The following is a 14727-nucleotide window of genomic DNA, read 5'->3' as shown; positions in this document are numbered from 1 at the left end:
TCCGCCTTGAGCAACCAGGCTAGAATAAAAGGGAGGAAGCGAGATGAAGGCGAGACTCGGACTCTATCTGCAAGCAGCGGCTGTGATTGCCCTTTCCGGTGGCGCGTACGCGCAGACCGCGACGGCGCCGGCCGGTCCCTCCGATACCATTGCCGAAATCGTCGTTACCGCGACCAAGCGTGAGACCAAGCTGCAGGAAACCCCGATCGCCGTGTCGGCGTTCAGCCAGGAAAGCCTGGACAAGCAGCAGGTCAAAGACATCACCGATCTGTCCAAGTTCGTGCCCAGCCTGCAGTTCGGCCAGCAGGGCGACCAGAACGCCATCACCCTGACCCTGCGCGGCATCGGCAACGACAGCGCCTACACCGAGGTGGCCGACCCCGAGGTCGCCATGTACGTCGACGGCATCTACTCGCCGCGCGCCCAGGGCGCCTCTGTGCTGATGTACGACATGGAACGCGTGGAAGTGCTGCGCGGCCCACAGGGCACCCTGTTCGGCCGCAACGCCACCGTCGGCGCCGTCAGCCTGATCTCCGCCAAGCCGACCTTCGATAAGGAATACGGCAACGCCGAGGTCGTCGCCGGTTCCTACGGCCGCTTCGGCACCCGCGGCATGTTCAACCTGCCCGTCTCCGACAAGCTGGCCTTCCGCGTCGCCTTCGTGACGGACAAGCACGACGGCTATGTCGACTACCAGCCGGCGCCGAACGTCCCGGGCGTGAACCCGGCCGCCTACGTGACCAGCGGTCCGAAGTACTACGCCGGCGACCAGAAGTCCTTCCGCGTCAGCGGCGCCTGGCGCCCGACGGACCGTTTCAGCTGGGACCTGAACTTCGAGTGGTATGAGGACACCGGCACCCCGGTCGAACCGCTGATGCAGACCCCGCGTCCGGGCACCAACCTGTGGTCGGTGCAGGCCGACACCGCGCCGTTCCAGGACCGCACCGCGAAGTCCGTCCACAGCAAGATGGACTACGACATCAACGACTACCTGCAGCTGTCCTACATCGCCGGCGCGTCCTGGCTGGGCGGCAACAACCAAGTGGACGCGGACAGCGGCGTGCTGCCGCCGACCAGCGCCACCACGCCGTCCGGCGCGTTCGAGCAGAACAGCACCGTCTGGTCCAGCTACGACTTCTTCAGCCATGAACTGCAGCTGAAGTCGTCGGGCGTGCACACCATCGACTGGATCCTGGGTGCGTACTACTCGCACGAAACCAACAAGATCCGCTTCGACATCGATCAGGCCAACGGCTACCGCCTGGGCACCTTCAGCTGGGCCGGCAGCTTCATCCAGTCCGATCGTGAAATCGAATCGGCCGCCGGCTTCGGCCAGGCCACCTGGCACGTCACCGACGACATCCGTCTGACGGGCGGCGTGCGCTACACCCGCGACGACAAGGAAGACATCGGCGGCCGCAACGTCACCTGCAACGGCTGCACCCAGGGCATCTTCGGCCGCGACCCCTACTCCATCCCCGGCTACACGGCGTCGCCCAACGACGTCTACGGCCAGTGGAGCAAGGCGACCTGGCTGGTCCGCGCCGACGCCGACATCATCAAGGACGTGCTGATGACCTATGCCAGCGTCGGCACGGGCTTCAAGTCCGGCAACATCGAGGACGGCGGCAAGCTGGCCGGCCCCGAGACGCTGACCAACTATGAAGTCGGCGCCAAGACGACGCTGTTCGGCGGCCGCGCCACCTTCAACGTGGCGGCTTACTATGAAGACTTCACCGGCTACCAGGTGAACCAGGCGGTCACCACCCGTGACGCTGCCGGCCACGTCATCGGTTCGCAGATCGTGACCCAGAACGCCCAGGGCGCGAAGGCCTACGGTCTGGAAGCCGAACTGGCCGCCAAGGTCACGCCGCGTGACACGATCAACCTGTCGCTGTCCGCCCAGCACACCGAGATGGAAGAACTGCAGAGCATCGACGCCCGCCTGTACAGCGGCGGCGACGTTTCTCACCTGGTCGAGCTGAAGGGCAACGAGCTGCCCCACGCCCCGGCCCTGTCGGGCACCGTCGGGTATGAGCATGTGTTCGATCTGCCCAACGGCGGCACCCTGACCCCGCGCGTCTCCACCCATTTCGAGACGCGCAGCTACCTGTCCTTCTTCAACGCCGGCACGTACGACGAGCAGAAGGCCTATACCCGCACCGACCTGGCCGTCCGTTACGACGCGCCCAGCGGCAAGTGGTCCTTGGAAGGCTTCGTCCAGAACGTGGAAAACGCCAACATCAAGTCCAACGCCGGCGCTTTCGGCGGCCCGGCGACCCCGGTGTGGACGGCCGTGTACCAGCCGCCCCAGACCTGGGGTGTGCGGGCGCACGCCAGCTTCTGATCCGGTTCGTTCGCGTTGTTCGACCCCCGGGCGCGGGGGGGGGCCTCTTCCGCCCCGCGCCCCGGCGTTTGCCCTTCTTGGCAGGATGCACTCTCCCCGAATCCTGCACCTTGATGGGCGGTGCCCCCGCACCGCCCATCCCTTTACCCCCTCTTGTCATCGCCCGTCTGACGCAATGACAAAAGGCGTCGCACCCCTGATTTGCCCCTGATTTGGGAGACCCCATTGGCCCAGCCAGAGAAGCGGTCGATCACCATTCGGGAGGTTGCGGGCCTGGCCAAGGTGTCCATCAAGACCGTGTCGCGCGTCATCAACCGCGAGGCCGGCGTCTCCCACGAGACGCACGCCCGGGTCATGGATGCCATCGCCCGCCTGGATTACCGCCCCAACCTGAACGCCCGGGGCCTGGCCGGCGACCGCTCCTTCCTCATCGGACTGTTCTACGACAACCCCAGCGCCCACTATATGAGCGACGTGCAGGCCGGCGCCGTGGCCCGCTGCCGCGAGGGCGGCTTCCACCTGCTGGTGGAGCCCTGGGACAGCACCGACCCCAACGTTGGCGACCAGGTCCTGAACCTCATTTCCCAGCTGCGGCTGGAGGGCGTCATCTTGACCCCGCCGCTGGTCGACCACGCCGGCGTGGTGGAGGCCCTGCGCGCCTCGCGCATTCCCCTGGTGCGCATCGCGCCCGACACGGATCGTGAGACGGCGCCCTTCGTCTACATGGACGACTACGCCGCCTCCCGCCAGATGACGGCCTACCTGATCAGCCTGGGCCACCGCCGCATCGGCTTTCTGCTGGGCCATCCGGACCATGGCGCCACGGAGCAGCGCTACCGCGGCTTCCGGGACGAGTTGGCGGAACACCGCATCCCGCTGGACCCGGAACTGGTGCGCCCCGGCCATTTCTCCTACCGCACCGGCATGGCCTGCGCGGAACAACTGCTGACCCTGGCCGATCGCCCCACCGCCATCTTCGCCAGCAACGATGACATGGCGGCCGCGTCGGTGGCGGTGGCGCAGCGCCTGGGCCTGTCGGTTCCGGCCGACCTGTCGGTGGCGGGCTTCGACGATACGCCGGTCGCCCGCATCATCTGGCCGCAGCTGACCACCATCCGCCAGCCCATCAGCCGCATGGCGGCGGCGGCGGCCGACCTGCTGATCGACCGGGCGGTGCGGCGCCAGCCTTGGACCCATCCCATGCCGCGCCGGTTGCTGGAGTTCGAGGTGGTGGTGCGGGAATCGACCGCCCCGCCGCCCAGCCTGCCATCCCTCGGCCGCGCCCGGCGCTGATCCAGACCATCAATCAAGGCGCATGGGACATCGATCCCGTGCGGGAGGACGATCGTGGCCAATGATCCGAAAGTTAAGGCCCCCGGCGGCACGCGTCATGACGCGCATGCCGGCTCGGGCCTGGTGGTGATGCTGACCCTGGTCGCCACCCTGGGCGGCCTGCTGTTCGGCTACGACACCGCCGTCATCTCGGGTGCGGTGAAGTCCATCGACGCCAACTTCATCGACCCGCTGGGCCTGGCCGATACCGCGCGCGACAGCCTGTCGGGCTTCACCATTTCCAGCGCGCTCATCGGCTGCGTCGTCGGCGGCATGATCGCCGGCTGGGTGGCCGACCGCTTCGGGCGCAAGCGCGGGCTGTTCCTGGCGGCCGTGCTGTTCCTGGTTTCCGCCATCGGCTCCGCCCTGCCGGAACTGGGCCTGGGCACCATCGGCCGGATGGGGCCGGCGGCGCTGACGCCCTTCATCATCTACCGCGTCATCTGTGGCGTCGGCGTGGGCATCGCCAGCATGCTGTCGCCGCTCTACATCGCGGAGATCGCGCCGCCGCACGCCCGCGGCCGTCTCATCTCCTTCAACCAGATGGCCATCGTGCTGGGCATCGCCGGCGTCTATTTCGTGAACTGGGCCATCGCCGCCCAGGGCGACGGCGCCTGGTTGAACAGCGTCGGCTGGCGCTGGATGCTGGGGTCGGAGGCGCTGCCGGCCGCGCTGTTCCTGGTGCTGCTGGCCTTCGTGCCCGATACGCCGCGCTGGCTGATCATGGTGGGCCGGGGGGCGGAGGCCGAGGCCACGCTGACCCGCCTGATGGGCCCGGCCGAGGCCGCCCTGACGCGGCGTGAGATCGAGGGCAGCCTGATGCAGCATACCGACCGCCTGCTGGCCTACGGCGCCCTGGTGCTGGTGGTGGGCATCATGCTCTCCCTGTTCCAGCAGCTGGTGGGCATCAACGCCGTGCTCTATTACGCCCCGCTGATGTTCGAGAACATGGGGGCGGGCACCGACAGCGCGCTGCTGCAGACCGTGGTGGTGGGGGCGGCCAACGTGCTGTTCACCCTGGTGGCCATGTTCACGGTGGACCGGCTGGGGCGCAAGCCGCTGCTGATCGCCGGTGCCGCCGTCATGGCCACGGCCATGCTGGCGCTGGGCTTCCTCCTGAACCGGCACCAGATGGGCATCGGCGCCCTGGTGGCGGTGGTGGTCTACGTCGCCGGCTTCGCCTTTTCCTGGGGTCCCGTCGTCTGGGTGCTGCTGGCCGAAATCTTCCCCAACCCCATCAAGGGCAAGGCGCTCAGCATCGCGGTGGCGGCCCAGTGGATCGCCAACTGGGTGGTCTCCTGGTCGTTCAAGGTGCTGGACGGCAACGCCGCGCTGAACGCCATGTTCAACCATGGCTTCGCCTATTACCTCTACGGCGCCTTCAGCATCCTGGCCGGCCTGTTCGTCTGGCGCTTCGTCCCCGAAACCAAGGGACGCAGCCTGGAGGAGATGGAAGGCGTGTGGAAGGCCGCCGGCCGTTGAGCGTTCCCGCTGGCGGTTGGTAACGCTCACAGCTATAGGTTGGGTGGCGCGTCCGGATTGGGCGCGCCGCTTTCCTTCGTCCAGCGAGGTGGCTTGGGTGGCGTCGTTCTTTGAGACTGGCCCTGAGGATGGGGGCCGGGTGCTGGCCGACCGGCGGGCGGTGCTGGCTTTCTGGATCGGTTGCGCCGTGGTGACCGCGGGCGTGGTGCTGCACCTGCCCATGTTCCTCATGGCCAAGGATGCCGGCTATCGCCTGGCCGACATGCCCATGGACATGGGCATGACCGTCGGCATGGGCCTGATCATCGTGGGCGTTCTCATCGCCGCCTATGGCCTGCTGCCGCGCAAGACGGCGGCGCCGGCCGCCGACCTCGCCGTGGTGCACGATGACGGCCCCCTGCGCGCGGCGCACTGGCGGCTGATGGCGGTGATCGTCGTGGCCCTGGTCATCGACGTGATGAAGCCGGCCAGCCTGGGCTTCGTCCTGCCCGGCATGCGCGACGAATACGGCGTGGACAAGACGACGGTGGCCTGGCTGCCCATGGCGGCGCTGGCCGGAACGGTCGTGGGTTCCCTGATCTGGGGGGCCTTGGCCGACGTTTACGGCCGCCGCGCCTCCATCCTGCTGTCCTCCGTCATGTTCGTCGGCACCTCCATCTGCGGGGCCATGCCCGACTTCTGGTGGAACGTGGCCATGTGCTTCCTCATGGGGGCGGCGGCGGGCGGCATGCTGCCCGTGGCCTATGCCCTGCTGGCGGAGACCATGCCGCTGCGTCACCGGGGGTGGAACCTGGTGCTGGTCGGGGGCCTGGGCGGCATCGGCGGCTATCTGGCGGCCAGCGGCCTGTCGGCCCTGCTGCAGCCCCTGTTTGGCTGGCGCATCATGTGGCTGCTGAATCTGCCCACCGGCCTGATCCTGGTGTTCCTCAACGGCCAGATTCCGGAATCCCCCCATTTCCTGCTGTTGCGCGGGCGCCTGCGGGAGGCGGAGCGCACGCTCGCCCGCTTTGGCGCCACCCTGGCCGCGGCGGCGGAAGGGACACCCGCGTTCAAGGAGGGGGAGACACATTTCCTCAGCGGCCGCACCCTGGCCCTGACGGTCACCGCCCTGGCGTGGAGCTTCACCAATTTCGGCCTGCTGCTGTGGCTGCCGGCCGAGCTGACCGCCCGGGGCATGGACGTCGTCGTGTCCAGCCGCCTGCTGGCGGCGTCCGCCCTCATCGCCTGCCCCACCATCGCGCTGGCGGCGCTGCTCTATTTCCGTTGGAGCACGAAGTGGACGCTGGCGCTGATGATCATCGTCGCCATCGCCGGCCTGGGCGGCGTCATGCGGCTGGACGAGGGGGCCGGTCTGCTGGACGTGGTGGCGCCGGTGGCGCTGCTGATCGTCGGCGGCAACGGCATCCTGGCCGTGCTGTTGCCCTACACGGCCGAGAACTACGCCGTGGCGCTGCGGGGACGCGCCACCGGCTGGGTGGCCGGGTGCAGCAAGGCCGGTGGTCTGGTGACCCAATGCCTGGCCATCGCGGCGCTGGTCCCAGGCCTGGGAACCCTGGCGCTGGCCATCTGCGGCCTGATGGCGGCCTCCCTGCTGCTGGTCATCTATTTTGGATCCGAAACAAGGGTGGCGCGACGGGATTCGGATTCCCCGCCGACGGCGACGGTGGCGGAAACCGGGGGCGCCTGAGGCTGCCTGTCCCGGCGGGCTACCCCGACCGTCTGAGTTCTCGTCAGCCCGTCGGGGGGGCACCATAGACGCTGTACTGAGCGAGCGGGGTTTTAAGCGGCGGCATGTCCAGTCTGATCAACAAAATTACGACTTGGTGGCTGGGGGACGGCCAACCGCCGGCGACACCCGCCCCTTCCCCCCGCCCAGCCGCCATCGAGTCCATCACGTCCGACGCGGGGGCGGACGATATCCAGGACAGGCTGGGCGCCATCCTTGAGCATCAGGCACGCATCAGCGCCGGCACCGTCCAGCTTCTGGGCCTGGAAAGCCTGAAGGAAAGGCTGGGGTCCCGTTGGGCCTCGGTACGTGACCGTGTGCACCAGCTGACCGAGCGGCTGCTGAACCAGTCGCTGAGCCCCGGCGACGTGGTCTTCCCCTACGGCCCCGACACTTATCTGGTGGTGTTCGCGCAGATGGATGAGCGCGCGGCCAGCCTGCTGTGCGCCCGCGTGTTGCACGACCTGCAGCGTCTGCTGCTGGGCGATGCCGACACCGGCACCATCGTGGTGCGCACCGCCGTACGCCAGGTCACGGGCGACCTGGTGCTGAAGCAGCATCGCCTGGCCGACCTGCTGGCCGGCGCGGCCCGCGCCGACGCCTTGGCCATGGGGCGGGAAGCGGCGGCGTCGGGGAAGGCCGCCGCCCCCGGCTGGACCGATCTGCACGGCGTGCCGGGCCGGGGCGGGGGCGGCGGCACCCTCATCCAGGAAGCCGCTGGCGCTTCCGGCGATCCCCGCTGGGCGCCGCTGCCCAGCCAGGGCGGCGGCAAGGCGGGGGCTGGTGGGGGGAAACACCGCCCTTCCGCCAGAGCGAGGTGACGGCCGCCTGGGCGGCGCATGGCCAGCTCGGGCCGCTGGAAATCGTCTACCGCCCGGTCTGGGACGCCAACCACCAGGCGCTGTGCCTGTACATCACCCGGGGCCGACGCATGCGGCGGGGTGGCCAGGCGGTCTTCGGCTATGATTCCATCCCGCAGTTTGGCAGCCCCGGCACCCTGTCGGTGGAAACCATGAACGCCATCCTGGACATGGATGAGGAGGCGATGCGCCAGGCCATCGGCACCTACCTGGAACTGTACGAGAACCGCTTCCGCTTCTTCCTGTCCCTGCCCGTGCATTATGAGACCCTGGCCAGCGTGCAACGTCGCCGGTCTTACGTGGCGCTGGCCAGCCGCATCCCGGCCCACCTCATTCCCTTCCTGACCTACCATCTGGTGGGCCTGCCCGAAGGCACACCCGCCGGTCGGCTAGCGGACTTCGTCACGGCGCTGCGCCCCTTCGGGCGCAACCTGATGGTGGGGGTGGCGTTGGGCCGGCAGGACATGACCACGCTGGCGGCGGCCGGGGTGAAGGGCGTGGGCGTCGTCCTGCCCGGTGCCGGGGACAAGATGGCCATCGATCGCCTTGGGGCGGAGCGGCCCAGCCCGGAGCGGTTGGCGACCGACCTGGGCCTGGTGGCGGTCGAGGCCCGGCGCCACCGCCTGAAACTGTATGTCGAAGGTGTGGACTCGGTGGAGACCGAGGGCCTGGTGGACCGTGTGGGCGCCGACTTCGTGGCCGGCGACCTCATCGGCGGCTGGACGGAAACGCCGGAACACATCGTGCGCATGTCGCGCGTCGACCTGCTGGCCAATTCACGGCAATCGCCGGGCTGACGGGCGGTTCCCCATCGGATGTCATTGCGCCTTGGACCCCGGGCGCTGGTCGGCGGGCAGCTTGGCCCATAGGCGCTGGGCCTCCGCCACGTCCTTGGGCGCGCCATCGCCGCTTTCATACATCTGTGCCAGCAGGGCGATGGCGCCCTGTTCGCCGCCGTCCGCCGCCTTGCGCAGCCAGTGCAGGGCCTGGGCGTCGTCGCGGGCGACACCTTCGCCTTGGCGGTACTGGAAGCCCAGGGCGAATTGGGCGGGGACCCAGCCGCGTTCCGCCGCCATCATGTTCCAGCGGGCCGCCTCCACCGGGTCCTTGGTGACGCCCACGCCCGCCAGGTAGATCGCCCCCATCTGGCCCTGGGCGCGGACGAAGCCCTGGCTGGCCGCCTGCTTGTACAGGCGCGCGGCTTCGGTGGGGTTGCGGGGCACGCCGGCGCCGTTCTGATACATCCAGCCCAGGTTGGTCTGGCCGGCGGCGTCGCCCTGGCGGGCGCCCAGGGTATAGAGGCGCACCGCCTCCGCCACGTTCTTGGGCACGCCGCTGCCGTTCTCGTAATGCCAGCCCAGGCTGACCTGGCCCCGGGCGTTGCCCTGGTCCGCCGCCAGCTTGTACAGGCGCGCGGCCTCCGCCGGGTCCTTGGGCAGGCCGTTGCTGCCCTGGTCGTACAGCACCGCCAGGCCCACCTGGGCCTGGGCGTTGCCCTTTTCCACCGCCTGGCGCAGATAGGCCAGCGCCTTGTCCTGATCCACCGCCACGCCCAGGCCCTGGCCGTAAATCTTGGTCAGCTCCACCATGGCGCCGGCGTCGCCCTGGTTCGCCAGCTGGGTCAACGTGGGCAGGGCCCCGGCGTAATCGTGCCTGGCCATGGCCAGACGCGCCATGGCCAGGTCGGACGCGTTGTCGGCCCAGGCCGGTCTGGCGTTTCCGCCGAGCGCCAGCAGGGCGGCAATGGCCAGGGGCAGGGCCAGTTTCGAGACGTGGTGGGCGGCTTGGGGCAGGAATCGCGGCATGGCGGTGGTCCTTGGCCAAAGAATTGGGGCGCCCGTCAGGCCGGGCGCAGAACGTCGCGCAGCCAGCGGTTGGCGGGGTCGTCGTCGCTGGCGCGATGCCAGTAGAGATTAAACGCCAATGGCGGCATGTCCAGTGGAAGGGGCAGGGTGACCAGGGCCCCCCGGCTGCCGTCCACCAGCGGCTGGCTATGGTGGCGACCCATGGTCAGCAGCAAGCCCCCGCCTTTCAGGCCTGCTTCCGCTACCACGCGGCAGGCGGTCTCATACCGTTGGCAGCGCAGGGAGATTTTTCGCTGTATGCCCAGGCGCAACAGGGCGTAGTCCTCCACCGCCGGCCCGCTGCGGCGGGAGGAGACGGCGATGTGCGCCGCCGCCAGATACCCCTCCAAATCCACGGGTGGGTGGCCGGCCGCCGCCACCAGGCAATAATCGTCGCTCAGCAGCGGCAGGTGGCGCAAATCAGGGTCGGGCGCCAGTGTCACGTCCACCGCCAGATCCATGCGCCCCCGCGCCAGATCGGCTTTCATGGTGGCCCGATCCAGGCGCACGCTGTCCAGACGGGGATTGGACCCGTCCGCCAGGTGTTGGCGCAGGCGGGCCATCATGGCCGGCAGCAGGGCGGGCTCCACCGCCTCCGGCATGGCGATGATGGCTTGGCGCAAATCGCGGTCCGGCTGGAAGTCCTGGGCGTCGGCCAGGGCCCGCCCCAGGGCCGCCAGCGCCTCACGCACCCTGGGGGCCAGGCGGCGGGCCAGGGCCGAGGGGGCGACCCCCCGGCCGTCGCGGGGGAACAGCGGCTCATCACCCGCGCCCAAATGCGGGCCCAGCTGGTCGCGCAGGCGGGCCAGGGCGTGGCTGACGGCCGATTGCGACAACGCCAGCTCATCCGCAGCGCGCGTCAGGCTGCGCGCCCGGTGGACGGCATCGAACACCCGCAGCAGATTCAGGTCCAGCCTGGCCAGCAGGCGCATATCATGAACATCATTCATGATTTATCGCGCATAAACTTCCCATCCGTTCATGTCAATACGGCGCTACACTCCTTTTAACCTAGGACGCGACGGCGTCTGCCGGAGTGAGCACCGCCCAGTTAGTGTAAGGGGGGGCGGAGCGGGGATAGCCAAGCCCGCGGATGCGGGCGCCCGGCGCGTGAGGGAAAAGAAAAGGGAGAGAACGCCGATGGACTTCCAGCCCAGCGCCCGTGGCCAGGACTATCTGACCCGGGTCCGCCGCTTCATCGCCGACCACATCGCCCCGGTGGAGGCCCAGTATTGGCGCGACGTGGCCGCCCATGACGGCCCCGACTGGACCGCCTGGCGCGTGCCGCCCAAGATGGAAGAGCTGAAGGCGCGGGCCAAGGCCGAGGGCCTATGGAACCTGTTCCTGCCCGACGCGGAATTGGGCGCCGGCCTCAGCACCCTGGAATACGCCCCCATCGCCGAGGCCACGGGCCACAGCCTGATGGCGCCGGAGGTGTTCAACTGCAACGCCCCCGACACCGGCAATATGGAAGTGCTGTGGCGCTACGGCAGTCCGGCCCAGCAGGACCAGTGGCTGAAGCCCCTGCTGGCCGGCGAGATCCGCAGCGTGTTTTGCATGACGGAGCCGGAGGTGGCCTCCTCCGACGCCACCAACATGGCGGCCACGGCGGTGGTCGAGGGCGACGAGGTGGTGGTGACCGGCCGCAAATGGTGGTCCAGCGGCATCGGTGACCCCCGCGCCCGCATCGCCATCGTCATGGCCCGCACGCCGGATGAGAGCCGCGACCGCCACCATCAGCATTCCATGGTGCTGGTGCCGCTGGACACGCCCGGCGTGCGCATCGAGCGCATGTTGCCCGTCTTCGGTAGCCTGGATGCCCCCCACGGCCATGGCGAGGTGACGTTCGATCGGGTGCGGGTGCCGGCAAGCAACCTGATCGCCGGTCCCGGCATGGGGTTCGAGATCGCGCAGGGCCGTCTGGGCCCCGGCCGCATCCACCACTGCATGCGTTGCCTGGGGGCGGCCGAGGCGGCCCTGGACCTGATGATCCGCCGGGGCACGGCCCGCACCGCCTTCGGCCGGCCGCTGATCGACCTGGGCGGCAACCGCGAACGGGTGGCGGAGGCGCGCGTGGCCATCGACCAGGCCCGCCTGCTGACCCTCTATGCCGCCTGGAAGATGGACAAGGTGGGGACCCAGGCGGCCCTCACCGAGATTTCCGCCATCAAGGTGGTGGCGCCCAGCGTGCTGGAACGGGTGGTGGACGACGCCATCCAGATGCATGGTGGGGCGGGCGTGTCGGGCGATACGCCGCTGGCCGGCTTCTACGCCCAGGCGCGGTCCCTGCGCTTGGCCGATGGACCGGACGAGGTGCACAAGGCCATGATCGCCCGCATCGAGTTGGCCAAGCGCGGCTACAAAAAGACAAAAGGGGAGGGTTGAGGGCATGGTGGCGATAACACCGAAGACGGGCCCCCAGGGCGGACGCATCTTCATCACCGGCGGGGCCAGCGGCCTGGGCCTGGCGCTGGGCAAGCGCTATGCCCGCGCCGGCTGGCGCGTGGCGGTGGGCGACATCAACCCGGACGCCATGGCGACAGCGGTGGCCGAACTATCCGCCATCGCCCCCGACGCCTTTTCCATCCCCTGCGACGTGCGCGATGACGCGGCGCTGGACGCGGCCGCCCAGGCCCTGACCCAACGTTGGGGCGGGGTCGATATCGTCGTCAACAACGCGGGCGTGGCCCAGGCCGGCAATATCGATGACACGCCGCTGGACGACTGGCGCTGGATCATCGACATCAACCTGATGGGCGTGGTGCGGGGCTGCAAGGCCTTCACGCCGATGTTCAAGGCGCAGGGCCACGGCTATTTCGTGAACACCGCCTCCATGGCCGGCTTGCTCGATATGCCGACCATGAGCGCCTACAACGCGACCAAGGCGGCGGTGGTCTCCCTTTCCGAAACGCTGCAGCACGAACTGGCGCCCAGCGGCATTGGCGTCAGTGTCATCTGCCCCTCCTTCTTCAAGACCAATCTGGCCAGCAGCCTGCGCACCACCGACCCGCGCCTGCGCGCCCGGGTGGACAAGCTGCTGAACCGCCCCGGGATCACGGCGGAGGATGTGGCGGAATATGTCTACCAGGGCGTGGCCGCGGGCCGCTGCCACCTGTTGCCGCACAAGGAGGGCCGCCGCTTCTGGCTGATGAAGCGGCTGATGCCGCGCGCCTGGTACGTGGCCATGATCGACAAGCGGGCGCGCAGCATGGCGACCCCGTCGCGTACCGCCGCCGCCCCGCCCCAGCAGCCGGCGGCCCCAACCGGGTCGCGCGGATGACGGCGGCGTCCGTGGCGGCGGGGAAGGCCCCGTCCCGTCCTGTGACCGACCGGGCGGGCCCGGTTCGGCCGGGCGAGGATCTGGACGTCGCGGTGGTCGACCGCTGGCTGAAGGAACGGCGGCCGGACCTGCGGGGCCTGCCGGCCGTGACGCAATATTCCGGCGGGGCCAGCAACTGGACCTACCGCCTGGCCTATGGCCAGGACGGGGCTGAGGGGGACTTCATCCTGCGCCGGCCGCCGGCCGGCACCAAGGCCAAGTCCGCCCACGACATGGCGCGCGAATTCCGGGTGCAGCAGGCGCTGAAGCCCGTCTTCCCCTGGGTGCCCACCATGGTGGGGCTGTGCCAGGACGAACGGGTCATCGGCGCCGATTTCTATGTCATGGAACGCATCGCCGGCATCATCCCCCGGGCCAACCTGCCGCGCGGCCTGGACATGGGGCCGGACGCGGTGCGCCGCCTGTGCCTGGCCATGGTGGACAAGCTGGTGGCCCTGCACCGGGTGGACCCGGAGGCGGCCGGCCTGTCGGCCCTGGGCAAGGGCGACGGCTATTGCCGCCGCCAGGTGGAGGGATGGTCCGGCCGCTACCAGAAGGCGCGCACCTGGAACGTGCCCTCTTTCGCCAAGGTGCGGGCCTGGCTGGCCGCCAACACGCCGGCGGACAGCGCCGCGTGCGTCATCCATAACGACTGGCGTTTCGACAATCTGGTGCTGGATGCGGCCGACCCCACCCATGTCATCGGCGTGCTGGATTGGGAAATGGCCACCATCGGCGACCCGCTGATGGATCTGGGCGGAGCGCTGGCCTACTGGGTGCAGGCGGATGACGATTTCTTCATGCGCTCCATCCGCCGCCAGCCCACCCATCTGCCCGGCATGCTGACGCGGGACCAGGTGGTGGCGCACTACCTGGCGGCCATGGGCGACCGGCTGGATGCGAAAGCGGTGGACTGGACCTTCTATGAGGTGTTCGGCCTGTTCCGCCTAGCCGTCATCGCCCAGCAGATCTATTACCGCTATCACCACCGCCAGACCCGCAACCCGGCCTTCAAACGCTTCTGGCTGCTGGTGACCTACCTGGATTGGCGGTGCCGCCGCATCCTGCGTCGGGCAGGGCGCTGATCCCATGGTGGCGCTGCACCTCATCCGCCATGGCCAGGCCTCCTTCGGGGCGGACGATTACGACCGCCTGTCGGCGCTGGGCATCGCCCAGGGCCGGGTGGTGGGCCAACAGTTGGGCGCCCGGTTGGGGGCGGCGGACATCGTCGCCGTCAGCGGCAGCCTGAACCGTCACCGCGACACCGCCGCCGCCTGCCTTGAGGCCATGGGCCGGGGCGGCGTGGTCCTGGCCATCGACCCGGACCTGAACGAGTACGACCCGGCCGACGTGGTCGCCTGCCATCGCCCCGATTTGGCCGATGCCGCCGCGCTCAAGGCGGAACTGGCCACCGCGCCCGATCCCCGGCGTGCCTACCAGGCCCTGTTCGCCGAGGCGGTGGCCCGCTGGATGGGCGGCCAGCACGATGGCGACTACACTGAATGCTGGCCGGTGTTCCGCAACCGTGTGCTGGCCGGCTTGGCCCGGGCGGCGCAAGCGGGCGCCCAGGCGGGCAACACCGTCCTGGTCTTCACCTCCGGCGGGCCCATCATGGCGGCAGTGCAGGCGGTGCTGGGTTTGGATGACGCCGGCGCCCGGCAGGTGCACTGGGCCCTGGTCAACGGCGGCGTCACCAAGCTGCTGGCCTCATCCAAGGCCGCGGGCCGGGTGGGGACGGGCTGGTCGCTGTCCAGCCTGAACGAGCAGGCGGGCCTGGACGGGCCGGACGGCCTGCTGACATATCGCTGAGGAACCGA

The 14727-nt window shown here is 69.3% G+C and carries 12 protein-coding genes; 10 read left to right on the top strand and 2 right to left on the bottom strand.

Annotated features, from left to right (window positions below; all coding sequences use genetic code 11):
- The first annotated feature begins 43 nt into the window (after positions 1–43).
- The 6 genes from UAA55_RS12355 to UAA55_RS12330 all read left to right on the top strand — a co-directional run bounded on the left by UAA55_RS12355 (position 44) and on the right by UAA55_RS12330 (position 8544).
- On the top strand, positions 44–2347 hold the full coding sequence (locus tag UAA55_RS12355) for a TonB-dependent receptor (RefSeq protein ID WP_040849611.1): 2304 nt from the start codon (positions 44–46) through the stop codon (positions 2345–2347).
- A 225-nt stretch (positions 2348–2572) separates the two neighbouring features.
- Positions 2573–3640: a LacI family DNA-binding transcriptional regulator gene (locus tag UAA55_RS12350; RefSeq protein WP_322953077.1), complete on the top strand. Its 1068-nt coding sequence runs from the start codon at positions 2573–2575 to the stop codon at positions 3638–3640.
- Positions 3641–3694: 54 nt separating this feature from the next.
- On the top strand, positions 3695–5161 hold the full coding sequence (gene xylE, locus UAA55_RS12345) for a D-xylose transporter XylE (protein WP_322953075.1): 1467 nt from the start codon (positions 3695–3697) through the stop codon (positions 5159–5161).
- Between the two features lie 97 nt (positions 5162–5258).
- A complete protein-coding gene (locus UAA55_RS12340; RefSeq protein WP_322953074.1) occupies positions 5259–6848 on the top strand; it encodes an MFS transporter in 1590 nt (529 codons plus the stop codon).
- A gap of 104 nt (positions 6849–6952) precedes the next feature.
- Positions 6953–7708, top strand: coding sequence for a hypothetical protein (locus UAA55_RS12335; protein WP_322953072.1), 756 nt, complete (start codon positions 6953–6955; stop codon positions 7706–7708).
- A complete protein-coding gene (locus tag UAA55_RS12330) occupies positions 7705–8544 on the top strand; it encodes a hypothetical protein (protein ID WP_322953071.1) in 840 nt (279 codons plus the stop codon). Before UAA55_RS12335 ends, UAA55_RS12330 begins: the two co-directional genes overlap by 4 nt.
- A gap of 21 nt (positions 8545–8565) precedes the next feature.
- Here UAA55_RS12330 and UAA55_RS12325 read toward each other — a convergent pair whose 3' ends face one another.
- On the bottom strand, positions 8566–9552 hold the full coding sequence (locus UAA55_RS12325) for a tetratricopeptide repeat protein (protein WP_322953070.1): 987 nt from the start codon (positions 9550–9552) through the stop codon (positions 8566–8568).
- Positions 9553–9587: 35 nt separating this feature from the next.
- A complete protein-coding gene (locus UAA55_RS12320) occupies positions 9588–10541 on the bottom strand; it encodes a LysR family transcriptional regulator (protein WP_322953069.1) in 954 nt (317 codons plus the stop codon).
- 190 nt (positions 10542–10731) lie between these two features.
- Here UAA55_RS12320 and UAA55_RS12315 point away from each other — a divergent pair, with 190 nt between their 5' ends.
- The 4 genes from UAA55_RS12315 to UAA55_RS12300 are packed head-to-tail and all read left to right on the top strand — an operon-like array spanning position 10732 to position 14719.
- Positions 10732–11976, top strand: coding sequence for an acyl-CoA dehydrogenase family protein (locus UAA55_RS12315; protein WP_322953067.1), 1245 nt, complete (start codon positions 10732–10734; stop codon positions 11974–11976).
- 4 nt (positions 11977–11980) lie between these two features.
- The gene (locus tag UAA55_RS12310) at positions 11981–12871 is read left to right on the top strand and encodes an SDR family oxidoreductase (RefSeq protein ID WP_322953066.1); all 891 of its coding nucleotides are present in this window, start codon (positions 11981–11983) and stop codon (positions 12869–12871) included.
- Positions 12868–13995, top strand: a complete 1128-nt coding sequence (locus UAA55_RS12305; RefSeq protein WP_322953063.1) for a phosphotransferase family protein — start codon at positions 12868–12870, stop codon at positions 13993–13995. Before UAA55_RS12310 ends, UAA55_RS12305 begins: the two co-directional genes overlap by 4 nt.
- 4 nt (positions 13996–13999) lie before the next feature.
- Entirely contained in the window at positions 14000–14719 is a 720-nt protein-coding gene (locus UAA55_RS12300; protein WP_322953061.1) for a histidine phosphatase family protein, read from the top strand.
- Positions 14720–14727 lie beyond the last annotated feature (8 nt).

The organism is Nitrospirillum guanabarense (assembly GCF_034653355.1).
Classification (GTDB): domain Bacteria; phylum Pseudomonadota; class Alphaproteobacteria; order Azospirillales; family Azospirillaceae; genus Nitrospirillum.
The sequence above is the reverse complement of the archived record's forward strand: the minus strand, read 5'-3'. Positions and strand labels throughout refer to the sequence as shown.